The sequence below is a fragment of the Aminobacter sp. GW821-FHT11F06 genome, assembly GCF_058808215.1.
On sequence record NZ_JBXARL010000003.1, the window covers coordinates 285,674 to 311,726 of the forward strand.

Genomic DNA, 26,053 nt, shown 5'->3' on the forward strand with positions numbered 1-26,053 from the left:
GACCCCCGATGATCTTTGTTCCCTTGCCTTTCGTTGTGGCCCTGCTGCTGGCCATCATGCTGGTCCGCATGGCTCGGCAGGGCGAGGCGGGGCTTGAGCAGAATCGCTACTTTGTGCTGCTGATGACGGCCTACGCCTTGCAGTCCGTGTTGCTCGGGCTGCGCTGGGGCTACGATTTGCGCGAAATCCTGCCCGTCCAATCCGTGCTTGCGGTCATCATCGCAGCGCTGGCCTGGATCAGTTTCCACAACCTCGCCGTCGAGCGGACGGGCACGTCAAAACCGCTGGTCTGGCCGCATTTTCTGCCGGCCTGCCTCGTGCTCGCACTGCAGGTCTTCTGGCGCGAACCGGTTGGGCTGCTGATCACCCTTGTCTTCTTGTCTTATGGCACGGCACTGCTGTGGCTTGCACGGCACGGCCCTGACGGTCTCGTTGCCTCGCGCCTCGATGGCTCGGTCGTTTCCTACCGGGCGTTGCTGATTACGGCATGCTGGATCATTGGCTCTGCCGTCACCGACGTGATCATCACTTTGGACATGGAATGGACCGGCGGGGCGTATTCGGGCGCCGTCATCGGCTTGGTCAATGTCATCTCCTTGCTGGTCCTTGGCGGGGCCGCGTCGATGGCGAGCCAGAATCAGAGCGACGAGGACGAACCTGCTTCGTCAGGCACCGACGCGCCTCAAGCCACCGAAGAGGATTCGGCCGTGGCGGCGTCAGTCGACGAGCTGATGCGCGAAAAACATCTCTACAGGGATGTCGACCTCAATCTCGGGCGCATCGCCAGAAAGCTCAAACTGCCGGCCCGGCGGGTTTCGCTTGCCATCAACCGCATCCACGGCATGAGCGTGTCGCAATATGTCAACAACCACCGGATCGAGGAGGCTCGCCGGTTGCTGACGTCGACCGACGAGCCGGTGACGCGGATCATGTTCGACGCCGGGTTTCTTACCAAGTCGAATTTCAATCGCGAATTCCTGCGCGTGACCGGCCTCAGCCCGACGGCGTGGCGACAGCACAACGGCCCTGTCGAATCCCTGACAAACGTCTAATCCTTGATCGCCTTGGCGACCAGCTTGGCCAGGGCCGGGCCGAACACCAGCACGATCATGAAGCGCAGCATCTGCAAGGTCAGCACGAAGGACAGGTCGACGTCCTTTGACGCGGCGGCGATGATGGCGATGGAATCCATGCCGCCGGGGCTGGTCGCGAGATAGGCGGTCAGCGGATCGACGCCAAGAATCGTGTGCAGCCCGAAGGCCAGCATGCCGCAAAAAGCCATCAGCGCTGCGATCGAGCCGATCACCTGGGGCAAGGCACGTGCGGCATGGCGCAGGATCGGCCGGGTGAAGTTGAGCCCGATCGACCAGCCGATCAGCGTGTAGCCAAGCGCGAGCAGCCATTCCGGCAATTGCAGTTCGACGCCGAAGCCGAGATGCACGACCGCACCGACGATCATCGCGCCGACGAAGTAGGGCGAGGGGATGCGCAGAAGGTAGCCGAGGACACCACCCACCACGGCGACGCCGATCATCGCGCTGAACGCCGGCCAGACGATCGGGGGGAACCATTCGATCGCGGGCGCTTCGACGCCCGATGTGTCGACCCAGAGCCTGGCGACGACGGCTGCTGCAATCGAGACCATGATGACGCGCAGATATTGCATGAAGGCGACAAGGCGCGCGTCGGCGCCGAAGGCGTCGGCCATCAGCACCATGGCGGTGGCGGCACCGGGAGCCGAGCCCCACACGGCGGTGGTGCCCGGCAGCACTTTCAGCCGCGAGATGAACCAGCCGAGGAAGCTGCTGGCGGCGACTGTGGCGATGGCCGCGCCCAGAAACAGCGGCCATTCGGCGGCGAATGTGGTGAAGATGCCGGTCGAGATCGAACTGGCGACAAGGCAGCCGATCAGCGCTTGTGCCGACACAAACAGCGGCTTGGGCACACGCACGGTCGCACCGTTGCTGCCGAGCAAGATGGCGACCAGCATCGGGCCGACAAGCAATGCTGCCGGCAAATGCGCCAGTTCGAGCACGCCGGCGAGCAGCACTGAGCAGACCAGCAGCAATAGCCACTGCGTCAAGGGTTTTGTGTTGGTGAGCGGGGCTACGGGCTGCGGGTCAGGCTTCATCCGGCCCTCTTAGACCCTTTGAAGTGGGTATGTCAGCCCACGCAGGCGCGCAAAAATGCACGGCCAAACAGGGTGTCATGGCATCGCGCCTGATGCCTGCAAATGCCTGTCAACGACTTGCCTCCACGCTGCTCTACCCCGAACGTCGCATTGACAGCGTATGCAAAGCTCATACGTTCACCGGTCTTGACGGCAGGCGAGGAGGCACTGCCGCACAGATGTGGAGGAATGCACTGATGATCTCGAAATTCACGCGCCGCGCGACACTGGCGTTGGGGCTTTCCGCTGTTTCCCTGTTGGCGCTGGCGCCGCAGGCATTCGCTCAGCAGTTCCCCGACCGAACGGTGACGCTGGTGGTGCCGTTTGCCGCTGGTGGGTCGACCGATGTTGTCGCCCGCATCATCGCGCAGAAGATGTCAAACGATCTCGGCCAGCAGGTCGTCGTCGAAAATGTCGCCGGTGCTGGCGGCAATATCGGGGCTGATCGCGTGGCCCGCGCCGAACCCGACGGCTACACGATCCTGATGGGCACGGTTGCCACGCACGCGCTCAACCCGCTCATCCTCAAGACCAAGCCTTATGATCCTGAGAAGGATTTCGCGCCGGTTTCGCTGCTTGTCATTGTTCCCAACGTGCTCGTCGTCAATCCGCAGCTGCCCGTCAAGAACGTGCAGGAACTGATCGCCCTGCTGAAGGCCGAACCCGACAAATACGCCTATGCGTCATCGGGCAACGGCACGCCTCTGCATCTGTCGGGCGAGCTGTTCAAGGCGATGGCCGGCGTCAATATCCAGCACATTCCCTACAAGGGGGCCGGTCCGGCGCTGAACGATGTTGTCGGTAACCAGGTGCCGATCATGTTCGACAATTTGCCGTCCTCGTCGTCGCACATCAAGGGCGGCACGTTGAAGGCGCTGGGCGTGACGACGGCCGAGCGCGCGCCGTCCTTCCCCGACGTGCCGACGATCGCGGAGTCGGGCGTGCCGGGCTACGAGACCTACACGTGGAATGCGCTGTTTGCGCCCGCCGGCACGCCCAAGGAGGCCGTCGACCGGCTGAACGCGTCAGCCAACAAGGCCATGACCGACCCGACCGTGATCGAAAAGATGAACGGCTTCAGCGCCAGGATCGTCGGTTCCACGCCTGAAGAACTCGGCGCGCACGTCAAGGCCGAGCTCGCCAAATGGGGCCCGGTGGTCAAGGACGCCAACATCCAGATCGACTGACCTTTTCAACGGGCGGCGTGTCGTTTCGATGACGCGCCGTCCCGACCAGGAGCGACGTTGTATCCGAATAGTTAAATGCTTGTAGAGGCTTGAGCTCGTTAGTTGTTGCTCTGATTCAACGTTACGTATGTCGCTCACGGAAGATCTGCTTTCGCAGGTATTTCGGAATGAGGGCTTGCTTGAGCCGGCGCCCGATCTGCCAATCCGCGTTTCGCCTGGCACCGAGGTTTGTGCTGATCTCCGCCAATCTTGTCTCAATTGCTGCGAAAGCCTGGCCCTCTTGGTGCTGTTTCATTTCAAGCTTCGCACTCATGTCCGTCAGCCTGGCGCCAAGGGCTGCGAACGCCTCCGATATGAATTGTTCTCGATCGGACAGGTCGTGTGTGCCTAGCTCTCTGGCAATAGATTTCCACCTCCGTTCAGTTGGCGTAACGGCCAGTTCTTCCACCCAATATGCGGTTGCCAACGCCATGTCCTCGCGGCTTGGCGCTGGCCGATCGATCGCGCGTCGATAGACCTCGATATGCTGCTCGATGTAATCGTCGACGCCTACCGTCAGGCGCAATGCATCGGTGACAAGGCCGGCGTCAGTCGCATCATATTGGGCAATTGCCTCTCCTATGCTTGCAGGCGTTACCGGACGCGTCAGGATGCCAACACCGAAATTCATCGGCCGCCAGGTGGCAAGGTTGCGGCTGGTCAGCATTCCGGCAAAACCGCGATCATCGCAAACGACAACGGCGCAGCCTGTCGCGGCTGCCTCCAGCGCCATGCGCGCCGTGGCAAAAACAAGATCGTAATCCCCCAAAACAGTCTCGATATTGGGCACGAAACGGTTGGTCGCAGGCCCGATTTCATCGAGTGCGAGGCTCGCGGCTGCGCAGGCGGCGCGCACTGTTGTGAGATGTCCGCGGTTCTTTGTCAGTAGCAGGGCTTTCCCCGGCGTTTTCGGCAGCGGGCTTCGGCGTTGGAACCGGTCAAGATCGACCGCATTCAGGACAATCGAAAGCCGATCAGAGGGCACACCGCGCTCTTTGCATTTGGCTTCGCAACTCAGATCGACTGCGATGACCTCGCGGATCTGCGCGTGTGGCAGCACCACGTCGACCTCCAAGGAGGAACTGTGGCACGCATATACGACAGGAACATCCGGAAAGCGGGCCATTGCGATCAAGCAGGGCGTAACCTGCTGCGCGTGTATGACATCAGGCACGTCAGTTAACTGGGCCGCCCTATCGACGATGCGGAAGCCTCGCCTCCGCATCTCCTCCGCCTGTTCGCCAAGCTGCGGTGCATAGATAGTTGGCTGATGGCCAGCCCGTCGGAGGCCTTCTGCGAGAAGTTCGACCACGTTCTCCGATCCTGAGTAGCCCTTGACGAACAAGTTGGTTATGAGCACACGCACATTAGTACCTCGGTATGTACCGCCACCTGGCAGACTGGATCATGACGATGAAAACGATTCTGATCCTAGCTCATCCGGGGCACGAGTTGCGGCTCTTTCACTGGATGGAACGTGTCCGACCGCTCGTATTTGTTTTGACGGATGGCTCTGGCGGCAACCAATCGCCGAGAACCGCGTACTCCAAAGAAACGCTGGAGGCCGCAGGTGCTGAGCCTAGTGCGGTCTTTGGCCAAATGCCCGACCGGGATTGGTACGACGCGATTCTTGCCGGGGACGCCGCGCCGTTTCGCAAAGTTGCGAATGCGGTGTTTGAGGCAGTCAAGGGAGCGTCTGCAGTCACGGTAGTGGCCGACGCCGTGGACGGCTACAATCCCGTACACGATCTGACTTCAGCGATCGGGGCGGCTGTGGCGGCAAGGCTCCTGGCGGCAGGTGCAGCCGTTACCCGCCTCGTCTCAGCCGCCGTTCCGGGCGTTGCGGGCAACATGGATACTGAAGTGTTGCTCGACCCCGCCGCGCGCCAACGTAAGATGGCTGCGGTTCGCGCCTACGCGCCCCTCGCCGAAGAAGCGAGGCGCATATTCGAAGAGGCTCCCGAATCCCTCGGGTGCGAGGTTCTGATGCGGCAAGATTTCGACTGGCCGGAGGGCTTCGAGCCGCATTGGGAAAAGTTTGCGAAGGAGCGTGTCGCGGCTGGCCGTTATGCCAATCCGATCAGCTACCACGATCACGTGTTGCCGATCGCGCGTGCGATTCTTGATTGGCGACGGGGTTGCTAGGCGCTGTCGCTGTGTCTGCTAATCCAAAACAACCGTTACAAGGTTAACGTATTGTAGCGACGCTGGTGAAATGGGGCGCTCAGCCGGTAGGCAGCCCGAAACCGCCCACCGGCTCGATCTCGGTGCTGGAGTCGAAGCCGGCGATGATCGGCATCGCCTGCTTGATCGCCGCCTGTACCTGGGGCTGTTGTAGCGAAGCCTTGTGGCTTTCGCTGTTGTCCCACACCTCGGTGATCCAGATCGCGTCGGCGTCGGCCGGGTCCTTGGCGATGACGTAGCTCAGGCAACCCGGCATGGCGCCGGTGCTGCCCAATAGGATCTGTAGAAGCTCGTCGCGCTTGCCGGGCTGCGCCCGCATCTTTCCTATCAGACCGAACATCTTTTTCCCCTCGAATCGTGCGTGGAAACGCCGTCAGTTCAAGCGAAAGGTACCGCAACCGTGCCCTTGGGCAGCTTGGCTTCGTCATCCGGTTCGACATGGATGATGACACGAACCGAGGGAATTTCTTCCCGCAGCGCATCCTCGATGCGGTCGCAGATGACATGGCTTTCACCGACGCTCATGTCGGCGTCGACCACCAGGTGGAACTCGATGAAGGTGGCGCGGCCGGCGATGCGGGTCTTGAGGTCGTGCACCTCGATCGCGCCCTTGGAGTTGGACGAGATGATGTCGCGGATGCGCATATGCTCGTCGAGCTCGACGGCACGGTCCATCAGCCCGTCCATCGACGAGCTGATGACGTGCCAGCCCTGCCACAGGATGTTGAGTGCAACGATCACCGCCAGCAGCGGGTCGAGGATCGTCCAGCCGGTGACAATGGCGCCGACAAGGCCGATCAGCACACCGGCGGAAGTCACCACGTCGGTCATGATATGGTGACCGTCGGCGACCATGGCGGGCGAGCGCTCGGAGCGGCCGACGCGGATCAGCATGCCGGCCCAGAACGCGTTGATAACGGCGGCAAAGCCGTTGATGCCGAGGCCGAGCCATGGCTCGCCGGCGTTCATCGGCACGCCCCAGCTGCGCCAGACCTCGAACAGGATCAGCAAAGCAGCAACGATGATCAGCACGCCTTCGAGCACCGCCGAGAAATACTCGGCCTTGTGATGGCCGTGCTGGTGGTCGAGGTCGGCCGGCTTGTGGCTGATCTTGATCGCCCAGAAGGCCGCCATCGCGGCGACGACGTTGACGATCGATTCCAAAGCGTCCGAATACAACGCCACCGAACCGGTCAGCCACCAGGCGACGAATTTCAACGCCATCACGGCCGAGCCGACGATGATCGACCAGAAGGCGATCTTGGCAACGCGCCGCTTGGCCGACGAAGGCTGGCCGTGCGCGGCAGTCGATCTCTGGGTTTCGGTCTGGGCCATGGTCTCGCTTTGGTGATTGGCTCCGCCCCGCGGCTGGGTGGCCGCGGAGCGGGTAGGTTTCAAATGTCGGCTAGGCCGCCTGGTCCTTGGCCTTGCGCGGCATGTGCGCAACCACATTTTCGATCATGCGCATGCCCGCGTCGTGGCCGAGCGTCATGATCGATTCGGGATGGAATTGCACCGCTGCGATCGGTTCTTTCTTGTGTTCAAACGCCATGATGACGCCGTCCTCTGTCTCGGCGGTGACGACGAAATCGGAGGGCAGGCGCACCGGATCGGCGAAGATCGAGTGGTAGCGGCCGACAGTCACTTCCTTGGGCAGGCCGGAGAAGATGATGCCGGGCTTGGAGATGCGGATGCGCGAGGGTTTTCCGTGCATCGGCACCGCCAGCTGCCTCAGTTCGCCGCCATAGGCTTCGGCCAGCGCCTGCAGGCCAAGGCAAACGCCGAAGATCGGCAAGTCGCGAGCCCGCGCCTTCTTGATGGTCGCCGCCGTGTCGAAATCCTTGGGCGTGCCGGGGCCGGGCGAAAGCACGACGAGGTCGGGCTTGACCCGGTCGAAGATTTCTTCCGGCACCGGCGAGCGCACTGTCGAGACATCGGCACCGGTCTGGCGGAAATAGTTGGCCAGCGTATGGACGAACGAATCCTCGTGGTCGACGAGCAGGATCTTCACCCCTTCGCCGACGCGGGCGGTGGTGCGCTCGGTGCCGGGGGCATTGCCGGTCTTTGCGTCTCGGATGGCAGAAAGCATGGCTGAGGCCTTCAGTTCGGTTTCGGCTTCTTCTTCCTCGGGAACGGAGTCGTAGAGCAGCGTGGCGCCTGCGCGCACCTCGCCGATGCCGTCCTCAATGCGGATGGTGCGCAAAGTCATGCCGGTGTTGAGGTCACCGTTGAAATGCACCATGCCGATCGCCCCGCCATACCAGGCGCGCGGGCTCTTCTCATTCTGCTCGATGAAGCGCATGGCCCACAATTTAGGCGCGCCGGTGACGGTCACCGCCCAGGCGTGGCTCAGGAACGCGTCGAAGGCGTCCATGCCTTCGCGCAGGCGGCCCTCGATGTGGTCGACTGTATGGATGAGGCGCGAATACATCTCGATCTGGCGGCGGCCGATGACACGCACCGAGCCGGGCTCGCAGACGCGGGATTTGTCGTTGCGGTCGACGTCCGAGCACATGGTCAGCTCCGACTCGTCCTTCTTCGAGTTGAGCAGCTTGAGGATCTGCTCGGAGTCGGAGATGGCATCGTCGCCGCGCTTGATGGTGCCGGAGATCGGGCAGGTCTCGACGCGGCGGCCATTGACGCGCACGAACATTTCGGGCGACGCCCCGATCAGATATTCACCCTCGCCGAGATTGATGAAGAACGAATAGGGCGAGGGGTTGATCGCCTTCAGCCGGCGCGAAATTTCCGACGGTGGGGTCTCGCAGCGCTCGTAGAACATCTGGCCGGGCACGACCTCGAACAGGTCGCCGCGCTTGAAGCTGTCCATCGCCCGGCGCACCAGCTGGGCATACTCGCCCGGCTCGTGGTCGGCGCGCGGGGGAATGCGGTCGGAAGGCTTGAACGGCTCCTCGACGCTGTCGCGGGCGATGCCTTCGGTCGAAAAACCTTCGCCGGAATAGTCGTAGCGATCATGCCATGCCTTGGCCGAGTAGTGGTCGACGACAAGGATCTCGTCGGGCAGAAACAGCACCAGGTCGCGCTGGCTCTGTTTGCGCTCGAGCTTGTGTTCGACCGGGTCGAACTGGAAGGCGAGATCGTAGCCGAAGGCACCGTAAAGGCCGAGATTGCTGTCCTCATCCGATTTGAACAAGGCAGTGATGGCGCGCAGCACGGTGAACACCGAAGGCACGCGCGAGCGCTCCTCCTCGGTAAACACGCGGCCGGGCTTTGCCACTTCGAGCTTGATCAGGCGTTTTGTCGTTTCGCCGATGGTCAGTTCGTCGAGCGGTGCAAGGGCTGCGTGGATGACCGGCAGCAGCACTTCGCCGCGCGCGTTGAGCGCTTCGATCTTCATCGCGCGTCCGCGCGCCGAAATCACCACCGGCGGGTCGATGATGGCGGTGTCCCAGCGCGTGTAGCGGCCGGGATATTCGTAGTTGGAAGAAAACACCGCGCCACGCCGGCTGTTCAGCCCGTCGAGATAGGTCTCGATCGCCCCGGCATAGGCGGTTTCGTGGCGTTGCCGGGTGATGGCGACACCACCCGAGGTCACATAGCGCTCGGCACCGCTTTCAAGCAATTCCAACGTCATTCCCGTCTCCATCTCTTGCCGTGGGAGCGTTCCGGAGCGTGGTTTGAAAAAGCAAATGGCCGCCCGGAAATCCCGTTGCGGCCATCACAATTTTCACGCGCACGCGCTTCAAAAGGCCGCTGTTAGCTGGCCCGCCACCAATTGTTGTGGAGCGAAGTCGTGTTCATGGCAAATCCATAGCTAGGAAAAACTGGGGGTGCAACTGGATTTGCGTCGTCTTGCATTGCATTACCAACTGACCCTCAATTTGTTGCGCGCCGCCGCATCAGCACGATAAAAGCGACGCCGCCGATCAGCCCGGTCAGGATGCCCAAGGGCATGTCCTGCGGCGGCATCACTGTACGCGCCGCCATGTCGATGACGACGAGGAAAATGGCGCCGACGAGTGCCGAAAGCGGCAGCACGCGGCGATAGTCGCCACCGACGATGAAACGCACGACATGCGGGATCATCAGCCCGACAAAGGCGATCACGCCGGAATAGGCGACCGCGCAGCCGGTCAGCAGAGCGCTGACGATGAAGACGACGAGGCGGAAGCGCTTGGCCGGGATGCCGAGTGCCGTGGCGCTCTCGTCGCCGAGCGTCATGGCGTTGAGCTTGCGGGTCTGGGTCAGCAGGTAGGCGCCGCCGGCGGCGAGCGCGATCAAGGGGTAGGGCAGTTGCGTCCATTCGGCGAGACCAAGGCCGCCGAGCATCCAGAAGATCGCGACATGAGCAGCCCGTGCATCGCCGATGAAGATCAACATATTGCCGGCAGCCGAGATGATGAAGCTGACGGCGACACCGGCCAGGATCAGCTGGCCGGCCGACTGGACGCGGGCCAGATTGGCCACCGCCAGCACCATGAAGGTGGCGGCGAGCGCGCCGATGAAGGCAAACAGCGGCACTGTGATCGCGCCGAAGATCATGCCGGCATGCAAAAGCGCGAGTATCGCGCCGAAGGCGGCACCGGAGGAGACGCCGAGCAGGTGCGGGTCGGCAAGCGGGTTGCGCGTCACCGACTGCAATGCTGCGCCCACAATCGCCAGCGAGGCGCCGACGGCGGCACCGAGGATGACCCTCGGCGCGCGCACGTCCCAGACGATGTTTTCGCGCCCGCTCGACCAGGCGACCTCGACGCTGCCCGGCACGAGCTTGCTGGCAATGATTCCCCATACCGTTTCGAGCGGGATCGCCACCGCGCCGACGCCGACGGCAACGACCATGGTGAACAGCAGCAGCACCGCCAGCCCCGCGACCAGGGCCGGCATGGCGTGGATCAGGGCGTGGCGCTGCCCGGTGACGAGGTGGCGGTGCGACATGCTCAGTTGGCCCTGAAGGCTTCAGCGAGCCGCTTGATCGCGGCGATGTTGCGCGGGCCGGGTGTCGCCTCGATATATTCGAGCACGACGAAGCGGTTGTTCTTGACCGCCGCGATGTCCTTGAACGCAGGGTTTGAGCGCATGAAGGCGATCTTCTGCTCGGCGGTGACCTCGCCGTAATTGACGATGACGATGATGTCGGGATTGCGTTCGATCACCGGCTCCCAGCCGATCTCGGTCCAGCTCGCTTCGACGTCGTCGACGATGTTGGTGCCGCCGGCGGCCTCGATGATCGCCGTTGGCATGGCATAGCGCCCTGCGGTGAAGGGCTTCTGCTCGCCGGAATCGTAGAGGAACACGCTGACAGGCTTTTCCAGCCTGGGCAGCGTCGCCTGGAAGTCGGCGAGCTCCTTCTCATAGCCGGCCACCAGCGCTTCCGCCTTCTCGCGCACGCCGAAGATGGCGCCGAGATTGAGCAGGTCGGTGTACATGTCCTGCAGCGAAGACTTGTCTTTCTTCATGACGAAGATGCAGCTTTCGGTCAGCTCATAGACCGGGATGCTGAAGGGGGCGAGCGTGTCGGGGGTGACGTCGCCGCCGACCTTCATGCCGTAGTTCCAGCCGGCGAAGAACAGGTCGGCGTCGGCGCCGAGCAACACTTCCTTGGTGACATATTTCGGCGCGAGTTCGGGCAACTCTCCAACGCCCTTGCGCACGTTCTCATCCAGAGTCTTCCAGCCCGAAATGCCGGAATAGCCCGCCATGTTGTCGGCGAGGCCAAGCACCAGCATCATCTCGGTCAGGTTGACGTCATGCGACACCGCCCGCTTGGGCGCGGCCTCGAAGGTCACGTCGCGGTTGCAGCTCTTGACGGTGGCTGGGAAGCTGCTTGCGGCAGCGGAGGCGCAGGTGGCGAGCAGGGCGGCGGCAATGATTGGCAGGCGCATAGGGGCTCCTTGGGTTCAGCGTTCGAGATGGAAGGAAAAGCGGGGCCGCCCGGTGATCGGATGGCTGTCGAGCGTGGTTCCGACCGCAAAGCTTGCGCGAATGCGTTCGGGCGTCAGGATGTCGGTGGGGCTGCCCGCGGCAACGGCATGGCCGCCATCCATCACCAGCACGCGGTCGGCATGCGCCGAGGCAAGGGCGAGGTCATGCAGCGACACGATGACCGTGCAGCCGAGCGTGCGCAGCAGTTCGAGCACTTCGAGCTGGTGGCGGATGTCGAGATGGTTGGTCGGCTCGTCGAGGATCAGGAGGTCGGGCTTCTGCACCAGCGCGCGGGCGATCATCACGCGCTGCTTTTCGCCGCCCGACAGCGAACCGAAATCGCGCGCGGCAAGTTTTGTCAGGCCGAGCAGCGACAGCGCCGTCTCGACCTGGGCATAATCTTCGTCGCCGGTGCGCATGCGCGTCGCATGCGGCGTCAGGCCCAGTTCGGCGATCTCGGCCACCGTCAGGCCGAAGTCGGAAGCCGGTTCCTGCAACACGGTTGCGATGCGGCGGGCGCAATCGCGCGGCTTCATCTTCCAGATGTCGGTGCCGTCGAGCCTGACTGTGCCGCCGCTCGGGCGATGATAGCGATAGAGGCAGCGCAGCAGGCTCGACTTGCCAGCACCATTCGGCCCGACGATCGCCAGCAACTCGCCGGGTGCTATGCGGATGCTTACGGGCGCGAGAATCTGCTGCGAGGGACGAGGTCCCCAGCTGACGGCGTCGATATCAAGCTCGGCTGGGGTGTCGCCGACGAGACGGCTAGCCGCATGAACACGGTCGAGCATGCCTTTTCTCCGTGAAAGCACGGAGCAGGCGGAACGATCCGATCAGCGAACCGAAACCTATCGAATAGGCAATCGCCATCATCATCATCTCCACGGCACACCCCGGCCGGTTTGAATTGCACAGATGATGGCAGGTCTCCTGGCTCGCGGGTGATCGCGCCTCGGAACCTTCCCGGCCTCGCGGCCAGTGGCATGTCTCCGATTTGCTATCCGCTCACAGTTGCGGGGGCAGCCACGGTTTCGCGTCCAGACGAACGTCTCACCGTGTTCCCATTTAATCCCGTTGCCCGAGTCGGGCCGCAGGAACCATCGTTGTCGTGGCTACAGCAGCTACGGACTGCTGACAATCGCTAAAGCGTCATGCGGCTTGCTCGATTGCGTCACGCCTGTCGAGGGTGAAGGACAAAAGCGCTACGCCAAAGGCGCAAAGTGCAATCGCCGCGCCGACAAGCGGCAGGTCGGCATAACTCACGCCCCAGGAAATGGCGGCACCGCCAATCCAGGCGCCGGCGGCGTTGCCGGCATTGAAAGCGCCCTGGTTGAGGGTCGCGGCGAGGTTGGGCGCCTCGGATGCGGTCTCAACGACGCGCATCTGCATCGGCGGCACGATGACGAAGGTGATGACGCCCCACATGAAAATGAGCAGGATCGCCAGTGGCGCGCTCGTGCTCCACGCGGCGAAGGCGACATGGATCGCGGCCATGATGATCAGTGCGCCAAGGGCCGTCGGCATCAGCTTCCAGTCGGCGAGCTTGCCGCCGATGATGTTGCCGATGGTCATGCCGCCGCCGAACAAAAGCAGGATCCAGGTCACCGAATCCACCGATACGCCGGTGACGTCGGTGAGGATCGGCTTGATGTAGGTGAAGACGGCAAACAGGCTGCCCGAGGCGAGTGCCGAGATGATCATCGCAAGCCACACCTGCAGCTTGCCCAGCACCTTGACCTCGCCCGCGATGCCGCCCTTGCCGGGAGGGGCAACGCCTGCCGGCACCAGAAAGGCGATTGCCGCGACCGAGATCAACCCGATGACAACGACAGCGAAAAAGGTCATGCGCCAGCCATAGGCTTCGCCAAGTGCAGTGCCGCCGGGCACGCCCAGGATGTTGGCGAGCGTCAGGCCGGCGAACATAAGGGCGATGGCGCTGGCGCGCTGGTTCTTGGGCACAAGGCTCGCCGCCACCACCGAGCCAATGCCGAAAAAGGCGCCGTGGCCGAAGGCGGTGATGACGCGGGCGGCCATCAGCGTCCAGTAAGTCGGGGCGATGGCGCAGAGCAGGTTGCCGAGCACGAACAGCATTGCAAGCCCGATCAGCACCGGCTTGCGCGGCAATCGCGCCGTGCCGATGGCGATGATCGGCGCCCCGATGACCACGCCAAGCGCATAGCCGGTGACGAGTAGCCCCGTCGCCGGGATAGACACGCCGAGGTCGGCCGCGACCTCGGGCAATAGCCCCATGATGACGAATTCGGTGGTGCCGATGCAAAAGGATGCAACGGCCAGAGCGAAGATCGGCAAGGGCATGGGCGGACTCGGGGAGGGCTGAAACGATTTAGATTCACTTTTCCCCTTCGTCTGCCGATGCACAAGCGACGTTGCTGCAATGCAGCGATGCACTGGCCGCATGGCAGCCATGCAGCCGGTCAGGATTGCTGCGTCAGGTCGCGGCGAAGGAAGTCATAGAGGCGTTCGACCGCGGCATTGGCCGATTGGGGATTGCGCAGGATGCCGATTTCCATCTCCGGAAGCGCCGGTAATCCTTCGTTTTCACCGATGATGCGCAGCGACGGCGGCACGCTGCGCTGGGCAAGACCGGCGACTGCTAGCCCCGCCTGCACCACGGCGATCAAGCCGAGAAGGCTGGCGCTGGAATAGGTGCTGCGGAACGACCGGTCGGCTGCACCCAGCACCTGCAGCACGCTCCGGCGCGCAACGCAGCCGGGTTCGAATAGCGCCACGGGCAGGGGATCGATCTCCCAGGCGACATGGTTGGGCGAGGCGACCCAGACGAGGCGCTCGCGCTGCAGCACTTCGATCGCCTGCTCCGGTCCGCGCGTGATAATGGCGAGGTCGAGCTTGCCGTCGGCGAAGGTCTTCACCAGCGAGGTCGACTGCTCGCAGATCAGTTCAACATTCACCAGCGGATGGGCGGCGGCAAAGCGGGACAGCACCGGCGGCAATAGGAACGCCGCATAGTCGTCCGGCACGCCAAGGCACACGCTGCCGGCTTCTTCGGGACGGGTGACGCTGGCCCATGCCTCATCGGAGAGTTTCAATAGCCTGCGCGCGTAAGCCAGCAGTTCTTCGCCGATCGCGTTGGTGGTCACCGCCCGCGAACCGCGGACCAGCAGCTGTTTGCCGACGCTCTGCTCCAGCCGCTGCATCTGCATGCTGATGGCCGACTGGCTGCGGCCGACACGCGATGCGGCATGGGAGAAGCTGCCACTGTCGGCGACCGCGACAAAGGTTCTGAGCAGGTCGAGATCGAGCGGCATGGCCATGGTGGTATCAGCATTTCGAATAGGGTTTGCCAAATCTATTCGTTTGAATGAAGCAGTCAATGCTGGCTTGCTGGAGCACAGCACGATCTGGAAACGCCCGCATGACCGATACATCCCGCTTTCCCGCATTGAGCCTCGCCGTGGCGATGGCGATCGCCGGCACCGTCGGTGCATTTGTCACGCAAGCCGGCCTTGACCCGGTGACCACGGTGTTCTGGCGCTGCTTTTTCGGCGCGGTGTTCCTCGGCGCCTGGTGCTTGCTGCGCGGCTACCTGCCGGACCGTTCTTTGTCGTTAGGCCGTCTCGCCCGCGCAGCACTTTGCGGTGTTTGCATGGTGCTGAGCTGGACAGCCTTCTTCGCCGGCTTCGCCAAAACCTCTATCGCGGTGATGACGATCCTCTATCACATCCAGCCATTCTTCGTGGTCCTCATCGGCGTGCTGTTCCTCAAGGAGCGCATCACCGCCGACCAGATTGCCTGGATGGGCGCGGCCTTCCTGGGCGTCGTGCTGGCGAGCGGTCTTGTCGCCTCCACCACCCCGGTCACGTCAGCCTGGGCAGTCGGCATCGCCATGGCGATCGGCGGGGCATTCCTCTACGCGGTGGTGACGATCCTCGCCAAGGGGCTCGGCGCGCAGCGGCCGGAGATCACCGTGCTGTGCCAGACCGTCGTCGGCGTCGTTATGTTGGCACCCTTCGCCAACATCTCCGGCGATGTCCCGCTGGTGTCGTGGGGTTGGCTGGTCGGCATCGGCGTGCTGCACACCGGCATCGCTTATGTGATGATGTTTTCGGCCTATCCGCGCCTGACAACGCCAGTGATCGGCGTGCTCACCTTCATCTATCCGGTCGTCGCCATCATCATCGACTGGGCGATCTACGACCACCCGATCGGCATCGCGCAAGGCGTCGGCATGGCGTTGATCGCGGTGGCGACGCTGGGCGTCAGGCTTGGCTGGCGCTTACCGATAAGGCGTGTTTCCGCCGCCTGATGGGCCTTCAAAAGAAAGGGGCGCCCGAAGGCGCCCCGTCCGGTGTTGATATCGTCGAAGCTCAGTTCTGCTTTGGCAGCTTGTAGGCGACGATGTAGTCGCCGCGATCGGGCGACTGACGCGCGCCGCCGGCCGAGATGACGACGTACTGGGTCCCGCTTTCATGCGAAACATAGGTCATCGGCGTCGCCTGGGCGCCGACGGGCAGGCGACCCTTCCACAGCTCCTGGCCGGTCTCCACGTCGAGCGCGCGCAGATAGTAGTCCTGCGTGCCGGCGTAAAAGACCACGCCACCCGATGTCGCCATCGGTCCGCCCAGCGTCGGCATGCCGATCGGGATCTGCAGCCCGGTCTTCATGCCGAGAGGCCCGGTATCCTCAAGCGTGCCGGCCGGCACCTGCCAGACAAGCGTGCGCGACTTGAGGTCGACGGCACTGATGGTGCCGTAGGGCGGCTCATGGCAAGGTACGCCGAGTGGCGACATGAAGCCGTTCTTCAGTGCGCCATAAGGTGTGCCCTTCTGCTGCGACAGGCCGTCATGAGCGGCCGAACCGCCATAATTGTCGGCCTGCTCGCGGGGGATGAGCTGGACGAACTGCGGCATGCGGATGTCGTTGACGATCAGGAGTCCACGCGCCTCGTCGATGGCCGCACTGCCCCAGTTCATGCCACCGTAATAGCCCGGATAGAGCAGGCTGCGGTCGGTCCTCGGCGGCGTGAACTCGCCGTCGTAGCGCAGCTTCTTGAACTCGATGCGGCAGTAGAGCTGGTCATAGGGCGTGGCACCCCACATCCTGGCTTCGCTGAGCGGCTCGGTGCCGATCGACGGCATGCCGACCGAATAGGGCTGGGTCGGCGCTGTGAAGTCGCCGTCCATGGCACCTTGCGGCACGGCCTTTTCCTCGACTTCGGCGATCGGCTTGCCGTCGCGGCGGTCGAGCATGAAGATCTGGCCACGCTTGGTCAGCTGGATCAGGGCAGGGGTGTTGCCGCCCTTGCCGTCCGGCACGTCGTAGAGTGCCGGCTGCGCTGGAACGTCATAGTCCCAGATGTCGTGATGCACAGTCTGGAACTTCCAGCGTTCCTTGCCGGTTTCCATGTCCAGGGCCACGACCGAAGCACTGTATTCCTCGGCCGCCTTGCTGCGATGCGCGCCCCAGAAATCGGGAGTGGCGTTGCCGGTCGGCAGGTAGACGAGGCCGAGCGCGTCGTCATAGGCCGGCGTCGACCAGACGTTGGGCGTGCCGCGTGTATAGCTTTCGCCTTCCGGCGGCAGCTTGGTGATGGCGGGGTTGCCAAGATCCCAGGCCCAGACAAGTTCGCCGGTGCGGGCCGAGAAGGCACGGACAGCGCCCGAAGGCTCGCCGGTTTCAACATTGTCCCACACCCAACCGCCGACCATGATCAGGTCGCGCATGACGGTGGGGGCGGAGGTCTGGAAGTAGAAGCCGTCCTTGATCTCGCCCATGCCCTGCTTGAGATCGACGATGCCGCCATTGCCGAAATCCTGGCACAGCTCGCCCGTCTTGGCGTTGAGCTGGATCAGGCGCGCGTCGATGGTCGTCATGACGATGCGGCCAGCACAGGCGTTTGATGCCGCAACCACCGGAGCTGCCGGAACTGCAGTGCCATCGGCAGGCGCCGTTGTGGTGTCAGCCGGTGCTGCCGCCTCGGCCTGAACCGGAACCACGGTAGGTTCGTAGTAGCTCACACCACGGCAGCGCTGCCACAGCGGCGACTTGGCCTTGGCGTCGAACTTCCACTTCACCTCGCCCGTGTCGGGGTTCAGCGCATGGACGATGTTGGTCGGCGAACAGGTGTAGAGCGTGTCGCCGACAAAGAGCGGCGTGCTCTGATCCTGGCCGGAACCTTGCGGTGTGTCGCCGGAACGGAACGTCCAGGCAACCTCGAGCTTGTCGACGTTGCCGGCGTTGATCTGGTCGATCGGCGCATAACGCGTGCCAGCCGGGGTGCGGCCATAAAAGCGCCAGTCGGTGGCGCTTGCGGCGGCTGGGGGAACTGAGGGCGCGATCTCTGCCTTGGCGAAAGCATTGCGCGTCACGTCATGCGGGGTGAAGGCATAGATGCCGGTGGCGGCAAGAGCCGCCACCAAAAGGCCAGCGAGCGCGAACGGCACGCGCTTGCCCGAGCCAAACAGCGGTGCCAGCAGCAGTGCCGGGATTGCAATGACAGCCGGCGCCACAAGGCGCGGCACCAGCGGCCAGAACTCAAGGCCGGATTCCCAGATTGCCCAGGCGATGGTCGCCAGGAACACGATGGCGTAGAGCCAGAGCCCCGACTTGCGGCGCATCGCGTAAAGAATGCCCGAGACGATGATGCCGAGGCCGGCGATTGCGTAGTACCATGAGCCACCCAGGCCAATCAGCTGGACGCCGCCATAAACGAGCGGCGCGCCGATGATGACCATGAGCAGGCCAAATAGAACCAGGAGCCAGCCGCCGCTGCCTCCGCTTGTCCGTTGTGCTGCCATTTTGATTACCTGCGAAGATTGAACACGTCACCGTAGCCCTTGTGGACGACGGCAGTTGCGACCGTCATGCCGGTGCTCTGCGGGCGTCTCCTCGACTTACGTCCGCACAGAACCGGCGCCGCCTTTGGCGGCCTGCGCATCGGCCCGAAAATCGGAATTCGACCTTCGGCGGCACTATGCGCGTTCCAAGAATCCAATCGCATCCTAATAGATAGTATGTTATCTTTTTCGAATGTCCAATAGGGCCGTCGACCAAGCCAATTTCGGAAAGAACCTGCTTTCCGTTGCCCGTTTGTGGCGGCATGCCGCTGACCGCGCGCTCGACGATTGCGGGCTGTCGCACGCCACCGCCATGCCGCTCGTCGCGCTGTCGCGACTGGGCGACAATATCCGCCAGGGTTCGATTGCGGATCATCTCGGTTTCGAGGGGCCGTCACTCGTGCGGATCGTCGACCTGCTCGTTGCCGACGGCCTGATCACCCGAAGCGGCGATCCCGGCGACCGGCGTGCGAAAATACTGTCGCTGACCGATGCCGGCCGTGTCAGGGTCGATGAGATCGAGCGCATTCTCGAGCAATTGCGCACCGAGCTTCTGGCCGGCGAGGACGCCGGTGAATTGAAGATCGCGATTGGCTTGCTCTCGCGGCTTGAAGAGCGCCTGCTGGCGGCCGATCCCGACGCTGGCTGAGCCATTTGTGGTTCTGGCGTTGAGGTCCGGCAAGGTGTCCGATCGCTCCTTCATCCTGGACCGCAACAATAGCGTCGGCCTCGCGGCATGGATCCCCGGAACTCCGCACGTCGCTGCGCTCCTGCTCCGCCCGAGGATGACGAAGGCAAGGGGCAGCCCCGCTAGTCGCGACGGTTGGAGATTGGCGGAAATGGCCAGTGAAGCTCGTCATCCTCGGGTTGGAGCGCGAGCGAAGCGAGTGCGGAGATCCCGGGGATCCATGCCGTGACGTTGCAATGGCCTGAATGCCATCAGGATATTCAGCTGCGCTTGCTTGCTCCTGATCCCGACGGTGGCGTCACCTGGCCACCCACTTATCGCGTTCTGCGCCATGGCGAAGTCTCGCAGCCCTGCTAGTTTGCCCGCCACGCTCAGGAGGACAAATCCATGACCAGCCAGATCGACAAGGCGAAGACCTTCCATGCCCTGCATGTGAAGGGCAATCCGGTGGTGCTCTACAACGTTTGGGATCCCGGTAGCGCTGCGATCATCGCCAAGGCCGGCGCGAAGGCGATTGCCACGGGAAGCGCGCCGGTGGCGACTGCCTTTGGCTTCGCCGACGGCGAGAAGATTCCGCTTGAGCTTGCGCTCGACAACATCCGCCGCATCGTCGCCGCCGTTGGCCTGCCTGTGACCATGGATCTCGAAGGCGGTTATGGCGTTGAGCCCAAAACCGTCGCCAAGACAGTGACGCGCGCCCTGGAGGCCGGAGCCATCGGTTTCAATTTCGAGGACCAGATCGTCGGCGGCAGCGGCCTGCACGACATCGCCTTCCAGGCGGAGCGCATTTCGGCTGTGGCCGAGGCAGTCAAGGCGTCGGGCATTCCTGCTTTCATCAATGCCCGCACCGACATTTTCCTGAAAGCCAAATACGACGAGCACAACGACGCGCATGTCGATGCCGCGATCGAGCGCGCCAAGGCTTACGAAGAGGCTGGCGCGCACGGTTTCTTCGCGCCTGGCCTCGGCGACGAGAAGCTGATCGGCAGGCTGTGCAAGGCCGTGTCCCTGCCGGTCAACATCATCGCCTTGGCGCATGTGCCTGCGAAGGCGAAGCTGGCCGAGCTTGGCGTCGGCCGCATCAGCTATGGCCCGGTGCCTTACCGGCAGATGGCCGAATGGCTGGAGGCCAAGGCAAGGGCGGCGTTCGAATAGTTTTAGGTCAACGGCTTCAGCTCGCTGGCAATCGTTGGCAAGAGTTCCGACACCGTCGGATGGATATGCACGGCGCGCTGCAGCGTTTCGATCGGCGCCTTGGCATACATCAGGTCGAGCACGGCGTGGATCGCCTCGTCGCCGCCGGTGCCGAGCACTGCGGCACCAAGGATTTCCCTGGTGTCGGCGTCGACGAGAATCTTCATGAAGCCCTGGGTTTCGCCTTTTTCGACGGCGCGTCCGACCCGCGTCATCGGGCGCTGGCCCACGAGCACCTTGCGGCCGGATTTGCGCGCCGCAGTCTCCGTCATGCCGGCGCGGCCGAGCGGCGGGTCGATGTAAAGCGCATAGGCCTCGATGCGGTCGGAAACCTTGCGCGGGTCGTTGTCGAGCAGGTTCGCCGCAACGATCTCGAAGTCGTTGTAGGAGGTGTGGGTGAAGGCGCCCTTGCCGTTGCAATCGCCCATCGCCCAGATATGCGGTACGCTGGTTCGGAGCTGATCGTCGACCACGACATAACCGCGCTTGTCCATCTCGACGCCCGCCTTGCCGAGATCGAGGTCGTCGGTGTTGGGCTTGCGGCCGATGGCCAAAAGCACATGCGAGCCAATGACGGCGCGATCACCGCTGATGCAATCCACACCCACCGTCACGCCGTCGGCATGGCGCGCGAAACTGATGCATTCGGCGTTGAGCCTGAGTGCTATGCCTTCGTTCTCAAGGATGCCCTTCACCGCCTCGGACACGTCCTCGTCCTCGCGCGAGACCAGCCGTGGGCCTTTTTCCACCACCGTCACCTTGGAGCCGAAGCGACGGAACATCTGGGCGAATTCGAGCCCGACATAGCTGCCGCCAACGACCACGAGATGCTTCGGCAGGACGTCGACTTCCATCATCGCGCTGTTGGTCAGATAGTCGATGTCGTTTATGCCCGGCATGTCGGGGATGTTGGCGCGGCCGCCGACATTGAGGAAAATGCGGGGCGCCGACAAAAGCTCGTCGCCGACGCGCACCTCGTGCGGTCCCTCGAAGCGGGCATGGCCACGATAGAGCGTGCAGCCCTTCATGCCGGCGATCCAGCTTTCGAGGTTGTTGCGGGAATCGACTGTCACCTTGTCCTTGCGCGCCTTCACCAGCTTCATGTCGACGCTGACCGGCCTGCCAGAAACAACGCCGTAGTCGGCGCCGTTGCGGGCGAGATGGGCGGCATAAGCGCTCGCCACCATTGTCTTTGTCGGCTTGCAGCCGGTGTTGACGCAGGTGCCGCCGACAAGCTTGCGCTCGACCAGCGCCACTGTCTGGCCCGCCGCCGTCAGCCGCCCGGCCAGCGGCGGTCCCGCCTGTCCGGCGCCGATGATGATGGCGTCGAAGCTTTTGGCCGCCGTCATGCCACAGCACTCACGATGAGCAGCGCGGCGACGATGGCAACCGCATCTTCGATGAGCGCAGCCGGCAGGTCCTTGCCAAAGGCAGCCGCAAGCTGGCCCCGCACTTCAGCACCTCCAAGCGTGCCGAGAATGGCACCGATCACGCCGGCGGCCAGCCCGCCGATCATCGCACCGCCGGCAGTGCCCAGCACGGCGCCGCAGAACGCGCCCATGACGATGCGGGCGCCGAATTGCTGCGGCACCTTGCGGCTTGGCGTCGAGGGCAATTGGTCGGTGACGAATTCGACGAGCGCGAGCACGGTGAAGATCGCGACCGTTATCCAGTGCCCCATGAAACCGGCCCATGTGCCGGCGAGCGGCAGCCAGCCGAGATATGCGCCCCAGGCAACCGCCGCAGGCGCGGTCATGGCCCTCAAGCCAGCAACAAGTCCGATGAGCAGCGCGAGTAGATAAATCATCCGTTGTCCCCTGGATGTGACTGGTCCGAAAATGCCCTTGTCGTGCAGTCCGCCAGTCACCGGCTCGCCGCCAGATCGTCAGGCTAGCACAGCCTGTCCGTTTGGCCAGTGACGGGCTTTGCATCTTCATGCTTCTGTGATTTGGCATTGAGCCAACAAAGAGGATCGTGTCATGGCGTTGAGCGAACGCGAAAAGATGGCGGCGGGCGATTGGTACAATTGCGTCGACCCGGAACTCGACGCCATGCGTGCCGCAGCCGCCGATGCCGTCTTCGAGCACTGTTCGCTGCCACCTGCCCAGCGTGGCGACATCGCGCCCAAGCTCAGGGCATTGCTCGGTTCGGCAGGTGAGGGCGCGCGCATCGAAGCGCCGTTCCATTGCGCCTATGGCTTCAACCTCCATCTCGGCGCCGACGTGTTCATGAATGCCGGCTGCACCATTCTCGACACGGCACCGGTGCGCATCGGCAAGGCGACGATGCTCGGCCCCAATATGCAGATCTATTGTCCGGAGCACCACAAGGACCCTGCAAAACGGCGCGCCGGCCTTGAAATCGGCCGGCCGGTCACGATCGGCGAAAATGTCTGGATCGGCGGCGGCGCCATCTTGTTGGGCGGCATCACCATTGGCGACGACGCCATTGTCGGCGCGGGCTCGGTGGTGACGAAGGATGTGCCTGCCGGTGTGACCGTCGTCGGCAACCCGGCACGGCCGATCGCCAGATAGCTGAAACTATTATTCCTGTGATTGACAGGATGGTCCGCCGCCGCCATATCGGAGGCGTTAATGTTCTCAGGGCGGGGTGAAAGTCCCCACCGGCGGTAAGGGTTCTCGGACCCAAGCCCGCGAGCGCCTTCCTGAAGCGGAAGGGTCAGCAGATCCGGTGTGATTCCGGAGCCGACGGTCATAGTCCGGATGGAAGAGAACGAACGGGAAAGCGGTGGCGCGAGCTGCCGGGATTCCGTCTCGTGCGTCCTGATTCTGGTTCGAAACGGAAGGATGGACCCATGAATCAGCAATCCCCGAAAGACTTTTCTACCCGCCGCGTTGCCGTTATCCGTGCGCGCTGGCATGCCGACATCGTCGACGAATGCGTCAATGCCTTCGTTGCCGACATCGAGACGCTGGGTGGCGGCCGCATCGCCGTCGACATCTTCGACGTGCCCGGCGCCTACGAAATCCCATTGTTTGCCAAGACCCTCGCCGAAACCGGCCGTTATGCCGCGATCCTCGGCGCTGCCTTTGTCGTCAATGGCGGCATCTACCGCCATGAGTTCGTGGCGCAGGCGGTGCTCGACGGCATGATGAACGTGCAGCTTTCGTCAGGCGTGCCGGTGCTGTCGGCGGTGCTGACACCGCACAATTATCATGACAGTGCCGAGCATCACCGCTTCTTCTTCGACCACTTCAAGGTCAAGGGCAGGGAAGCGGCCCATGCCTGCGTCGAGTTGCTCAAGGCCCGCGAACTCGTCGCCGCCTAACCCTGCCTCGCAAAGCCTCTCCCTCGACAGGGGGAGAGGCATCGGCACGTCTGGCCCTATGCATCGACACGCCGGGATCGCATGATCGCGGCGTGTCAGACAAGGAGCCTGCAATGTCAGCCATTCCGCTTCCGCTCAAAGGCGCGTGCCGCTGCGGCCAGATTGAGATCGAGGTGTCCAAGCCGCCAATCTGCACCGCCGCCTGCCATTGCCCGGGCTGCCAGAAGATGTCGTCCTCGGCCTATTCGCTGACGGCGATGGTGCCGGCCGACGGGTTCGCGGTCACCAAAGGCGAGACCGTCATCGGCGGCCTGCATGGCCAGGAGCTGCACCATCATTTCTGCGATCATTGCAAGACATGGATGTTCACCCGCATCGAGGGCGTGGACTGGTTCGTCAATGTGCGGCCGACAATGCTGGAGGAAACAGGCTGGTTCCGGCCGTACATGGAAACCTTCATCAGCACGAAACTGTCCTTCGCCGAAACCGGCGCTGTCAGGAGCTTCCCGGAGTTCCCGGCGATGGAGGAGTTTGAGCCGCTGATGCAGGAGTACCAGGCCTGGGCGCGGAGCTAGGGCACGCGCCGCGCCACTGAGGCGAAGGTGCTGAGGCCGAGCCAGGCCTGCATCGCGCGGGCGATCTTGTCGTCGCCATCGAGCTCCAATTGCCCGGAATCGATTTCTTGGCGCAGGCCGCTCAGGCCCATCCACACCGAAGTCATGCTGCGCAAGGAGCCCATGACCCTGAGGTCGACATCGAAGCCCGGATCGGAATTGCACAGGTCAACCGCCCCGTCATCGACCACCAGCCACCAGTTCTGCTGTGCCTGCGGCAATTCGGGGTACAGAAAGTGAATCGTGCAGCGCCTCGGTGGCAGCGGTTGCGGATTGAGGTTCCTGCGCATGTCCCACATCAGGAGCGATGGATCGAGATTCCTGAGGGTTAGCTGGGATTCGACCCAGCGATGGCCCCAGTCGCCAAGGCCAAGGATGATCGGGCGCAAATCCTCGCCCGCCTCGGTGAGGCGGTATTCGACGCTGCCTGAAGCGCCCCGGTCGGTGACCACCACGCCGGCGCGCTCGAGTTCCTTCAGGCGCTTGGACAGCAATGCCGGCGACATCCGCGGCACGCCGCGCCTCAGATCGTTGAAACGGCTCGATCCCATCAGCATTTCGCGCACGACAAGCGTCGTCCAGCGCGTGCAAAGCACCTCGGACGCCATCGAAACAGGGCAAAACTGACTGTATCCGCCGCGATCGCTCATCTGCATCACCAGCAAGGAACGTGCCCTTATAGCGCAAAAGCCGTATTCGCGCACCGGTTCACTTCCTGAACTGGACCGCGACGCTTCCTGGGGCGATCTTCCCACCCGACCTGCCGGTCAACCAGGAGACGACTTGATGACAAGTCTTGAAAACTCTGCGCGGGCAATTGCCGGCGTGACAGGTGTCATGCCGGCCGACGTCATAGGTGCCGCGCATGATTTGGCGCCCGCTCTCGCCGAACGGGCCCAGAAATTCGACGAAAGCGACCGCTTCGTTGCCGAAAACTATGTGCTTCTGAAAGAGGCTGGCCTCGTTGCGGCGGGCGTACCGCTCGAATTCGGCGGTGGCGGCGCCGAAACAGCGGAACTCTGCGAGATGCTGCGCATCATGGCACGGGCCTGCGGCTCGACAGCGCTCGCCTTTGCCATGCACACGCATCAGGTGGCGATCCCCGCCTGGCGCTGGCGGCACCAGAACGTCGCCGCCGTCGAGCCGCTGCTCAAGCGCGTCGCTGCCGAAAACCTGATCCTTTTGTCCAGCGGCGGGTCCGACTGGATCGGTGGTTCGGGCACGGCCGAAAAGGTCGAGGGCGGCTACCGCATCACCGCGCGCAAGGTCTTCACCTCGGGCGCGGTCGCCGGCGACATCCTGATGACGGGAGCCATCCACCAAAGCGAAGACGGTAAGGAGCATGTCATCCATTTCGGTGCGCCGATGCGGGCGCCCGAAGTCAGCGTCATGGACAATTGGCGCACGCTTGGCATGCGCGGCACCGGTTCCAACGACGTCGTCATCGATGGGCTGTTTGTGCCCGACACCGCGGTCAGCTTCTCCCGGCAGCCGCGGTTATGGCACCCGGTCTTCCAGATCATCGCGACGGTTGCCTTCCCGCTGATCTACGCCGTCTATCTGGGCGTCGCCGAAAGCGCGCGCGACATCGCCATCGAGATCGCGAAGAAGAAGCCCGAAAGCGAAAGCGCGCTCAACCTCGCCGGACGGATGGACACGGCCTTGCGCGCCGCCCAGCTGGCCCACCGTTCGATGGTCGAGACGGTCGAGCGCAACACGCCGTCGGCTGAAAGCGTCAACGACGTGATGATGGGGCGCTCGCTGGTGGCGCGTCATGGGCTCGAAGTCGTCGAGCTGGCGATGGAGCTTGCTGGCGGATCGTCCTTCTACCGCGAGAAGGGGCTCGAACGCCGCTTCCGCGACATGCAGGGCGCACGCTTCCACCCGCTCCAGGCCGGCCCGCAGGCGCATTATGCCGGTGCGATGGCGCTGGGATTGCCGGTGAACGCGATCTTCTGAGGCAGCTCACAAGGTACGGCCGCCGCGATGT

Annotated in this window: 24 protein-coding genes and 2 riboswitches; of the genes, 10 read left to right on the forward strand and 14 right to left on the reverse strand. The window is 63.4% G+C overall.

Annotated elements, in window-relative coordinates:
- Positions 1–8: 8 nt before the first annotated feature.
- A complete protein-coding gene (locus AC1RTB_RS09250) occupies positions 9–1,052 on the forward strand; it encodes a helix-turn-helix domain-containing protein (RefSeq protein WP_492877717.1) in 1,044 nt (347 codons plus the stop codon).
- On the opposite strand, the gene AC1RTB_RS09255 is transcribed toward AC1RTB_RS09250, so the two are convergent.
- Positions 1,049–2,131, reverse strand: coding sequence for an AbrB family transcriptional regulator (locus AC1RTB_RS09255; protein WP_492877716.1), 1,083 nt, complete (start codon positions 2,129–2,131; stop codon positions 1,049–1,051). The genes AC1RTB_RS09250 and AC1RTB_RS09255 overlap by 4 nt on opposite strands.
- A 236-nt stretch (positions 2,132–2,367) precedes the next feature.
- Between AC1RTB_RS09255 and AC1RTB_RS09260 the strand changes: the two genes are divergently transcribed.
- Positions 2,368–3,357, forward strand: coding sequence for a Bug family tripartite tricarboxylate transporter substrate binding protein (locus AC1RTB_RS09260; protein ID WP_492877713.1), 990 nt, complete (start codon positions 2,368–2,370; stop codon positions 3,355–3,357).
- A 121-nt stretch (positions 3,358–3,478) separates the two neighbouring features.
- On the opposite strand, the gene AC1RTB_RS09265 is transcribed toward AC1RTB_RS09260, so the two are convergent.
- On the reverse strand, positions 3,479–4,762 hold the full coding sequence (locus AC1RTB_RS09265) for a glycosyltransferase (protein WP_492943805.1): 1,284 nt from the start codon (positions 4,760–4,762) through the stop codon (positions 3,479–3,481).
- A 47-nt stretch (positions 4,763–4,809) separates the two neighbouring features.
- Between AC1RTB_RS09265 and AC1RTB_RS09270 the strand changes: the two genes are divergently transcribed.
- Positions 4,810–5,541 carry a hypothetical protein gene (locus AC1RTB_RS09270; protein WP_492943806.1) on the forward strand — a complete coding sequence of 244 codons (732 nt, stop codon included), beginning with the start codon at positions 4,810–4,812 and terminating at the stop codon, positions 5,539–5,541.
- Positions 5,542–5,620: 79 nt separating this feature from the next.
- Here AC1RTB_RS09270 and AC1RTB_RS09275 read toward each other — a convergent pair whose 3' ends face one another.
- The 8 genes from AC1RTB_RS09275 to AC1RTB_RS09310 all read right to left on the reverse strand — a co-directional run bounded on the left by AC1RTB_RS09275 (position 5,621) and on the right by AC1RTB_RS09310 (position 14,756).
- Complete coding sequence (locus AC1RTB_RS09275) at positions 5,621–5,920, reverse strand: putative quinol monooxygenase (RefSeq protein ID WP_492877709.1); 300 nt, start codon at positions 5,918–5,920, stop codon at positions 5,621–5,623.
- A gap of 38 nt (positions 5,921–5,958) precedes the next feature.
- Positions 5,959–6,915, reverse strand: a complete 957-nt coding sequence (locus AC1RTB_RS09280; RefSeq protein WP_492877708.1) for a cation diffusion facilitator family transporter — start codon at positions 6,913–6,915, stop codon at positions 5,959–5,961.
- A gap of 70 nt (positions 6,916–6,985) precedes the next feature.
- Positions 6,986–9,175, reverse strand: a complete 2,190-nt coding sequence (locus tag AC1RTB_RS09285) for an anthranilate synthase (protein WP_492877706.1) — start codon at positions 9,173–9,175, stop codon at positions 6,986–6,988.
- A 242-nt stretch (positions 9,176–9,417) separates the two neighbouring features.
- Positions 9,418–10,425: a FecCD family ABC transporter permease gene (locus tag AC1RTB_RS09290; RefSeq protein WP_492878184.1), complete on the reverse strand. Its 1,008-nt coding sequence runs from the start codon at positions 10,423–10,425 to the stop codon at positions 9,418–9,420.
- A 53-nt stretch (positions 10,426–10,478) separates the two neighbouring features.
- Positions 10,479–11,423, reverse strand: coding sequence for an ABC transporter substrate-binding protein (locus AC1RTB_RS09295; RefSeq protein WP_492877704.1), 945 nt, complete (start codon positions 11,421–11,423; stop codon positions 10,479–10,481).
- 15 nt (positions 11,424–11,438) lie between these two features.
- The gene (locus AC1RTB_RS09300; RefSeq protein ID WP_492877702.1) at positions 11,439–12,254 is read right to left on the reverse strand and encodes an ABC transporter ATP-binding protein; all 816 of its coding nucleotides are present in this window, start codon (positions 12,252–12,254) and stop codon (positions 11,439–11,441) included.
- Between the two features lie 112 nt (positions 12,255–12,366).
- Positions 12,367–12,580: riboswitch (cobalamin riboswitch) on the reverse strand.
- Between the two features lie 32 nt (positions 12,581–12,612).
- A complete protein-coding gene (locus AC1RTB_RS09305) occupies positions 12,613–13,779 on the reverse strand; it encodes an MFS transporter (protein ID WP_492877700.1) in 1,167 nt (388 codons plus the stop codon).
- A gap of 119 nt (positions 13,780–13,898) precedes the next feature.
- Complete coding sequence (locus tag AC1RTB_RS09310; RefSeq protein WP_492943807.1) at positions 13,899–14,756, reverse strand: LysR substrate-binding domain-containing protein; 858 nt, start codon at positions 14,754–14,756, stop codon at positions 13,899–13,901.
- 101 nt (positions 14,757–14,857) lie between these two features.
- On the opposite strand from AC1RTB_RS09310, the gene AC1RTB_RS09315 reads away from it, so the two are divergent.
- The gene (locus tag AC1RTB_RS09315; protein ID WP_492877696.1) at positions 14,858–15,748 is read left to right on the forward strand and encodes a DMT family transporter; all 891 of its coding nucleotides are present in this window, start codon (positions 14,858–14,860) and stop codon (positions 15,746–15,748) included.
- Positions 15,749–15,809: 61 nt separating this feature from the next.
- Here AC1RTB_RS09315 and AC1RTB_RS09320 read toward each other — a convergent pair whose 3' ends face one another.
- Positions 15,810–18,239, reverse strand: coding sequence for a membrane-bound PQQ-dependent dehydrogenase, glucose/quinate/shikimate family (locus tag AC1RTB_RS09320; protein WP_492877694.1), 2,430 nt, complete (start codon positions 18,237–18,239; stop codon positions 15,810–15,812).
- 232 nt (positions 18,240–18,471) lie between these two features.
- Here AC1RTB_RS09320 and AC1RTB_RS09325 point away from each other — a divergent pair, with 232 nt between their 5' ends.
- Together AC1RTB_RS09325 and AC1RTB_RS09330 are read left to right on the forward strand one after the other, a co-directional pair.
- A complete protein-coding gene (locus tag AC1RTB_RS09325; RefSeq protein WP_492877692.1) occupies positions 18,472–18,927 on the forward strand; it encodes a MarR family winged helix-turn-helix transcriptional regulator in 456 nt (151 codons plus the stop codon).
- Positions 18,928–19,353: 426 nt separating this feature from the next.
- Entirely contained in the window at positions 19,354–20,121 is a 768-nt protein-coding gene (locus AC1RTB_RS09330) for an isocitrate lyase/PEP mutase family protein (protein ID WP_492877690.1), read from the forward strand.
- 2 nt (positions 20,122–20,123) lie between these two features.
- Here the strand turns inward: AC1RTB_RS09330 and AC1RTB_RS09335 are convergent, their stop codons facing one another.
- Both AC1RTB_RS09335 and AC1RTB_RS09340 read right to left on the reverse strand, forming a co-directional pair.
- A complete protein-coding gene (locus tag AC1RTB_RS09335; protein ID WP_492877688.1) occupies positions 20,124–21,509 on the reverse strand; it encodes an FAD-containing oxidoreductase in 1,386 nt (461 codons plus the stop codon).
- The gene (locus AC1RTB_RS09340) at positions 21,506–21,967 is read right to left on the reverse strand and encodes a DUF4126 domain-containing protein (RefSeq protein WP_492877687.1); all 462 of its coding nucleotides are present in this window, start codon (positions 21,965–21,967) and stop codon (positions 21,506–21,508) included. Before AC1RTB_RS09340 ends, AC1RTB_RS09335 begins: the two co-directional genes overlap by 4 nt.
- A gap of 172 nt (positions 21,968–22,139) precedes the next feature.
- Between AC1RTB_RS09340 and AC1RTB_RS09345 the strand changes: the two genes are divergently transcribed.
- The 3 genes from AC1RTB_RS09345 (at position 22,140) to AC1RTB_RS09355 (ending at position 24,024) form a co-directional block, all read left to right on the forward strand.
- Positions 22,140–22,694 carry a sugar O-acetyltransferase gene (locus tag AC1RTB_RS09345; protein WP_492877685.1) on the forward strand — a complete coding sequence of 185 codons (555 nt, stop codon included), beginning with the start codon at positions 22,140–22,142 and terminating at the stop codon, positions 22,692–22,694.
- 58 nt (positions 22,695–22,752) lie between these two features.
- Positions 22,753–22,899, forward strand: a riboswitch (FMN riboswitch).
- A 76-nt stretch (positions 22,900–22,975) separates the two neighbouring features.
- Entirely contained in the window at positions 22,976–23,449 is a 474-nt protein-coding gene (locus AC1RTB_RS09350; RefSeq protein WP_492877683.1) for a 6,7-dimethyl-8-ribityllumazine synthase, read from the forward strand.
- A 113-nt stretch (positions 23,450–23,562) separates the two neighbouring features.
- Positions 23,563–24,024 carry a GFA family protein gene (locus tag AC1RTB_RS09355; RefSeq protein ID WP_492877681.1) on the forward strand — a complete coding sequence of 154 codons (462 nt, stop codon included), beginning with the start codon at positions 23,563–23,565 and terminating at the stop codon, positions 24,022–24,024.
- Here AC1RTB_RS09355 and AC1RTB_RS09360 read toward each other — a convergent pair.
- Positions 24,021–24,713, reverse strand: coding sequence for a winged helix-turn-helix transcriptional regulator (locus AC1RTB_RS09360; protein ID WP_492877679.1), 693 nt, complete (start codon positions 24,711–24,713; stop codon positions 24,021–24,023). The two genes, AC1RTB_RS09355 and AC1RTB_RS09360, sit on opposite strands and share 4 nt — an antisense overlap.
- 187 nt (positions 24,714–24,900) lie before the next feature.
- On the opposite strand from AC1RTB_RS09360, the gene AC1RTB_RS09365 reads away from it, so the two are divergent.
- Positions 24,901–26,022: an acyl-CoA dehydrogenase family protein gene (locus tag AC1RTB_RS09365; protein ID WP_492878182.1), complete on the forward strand. Its 1,122-nt coding sequence runs from the start codon at positions 24,901–24,903 to the stop codon at positions 26,020–26,022.
- Positions 26,023–26,053 lie beyond the last annotated feature (31 nt).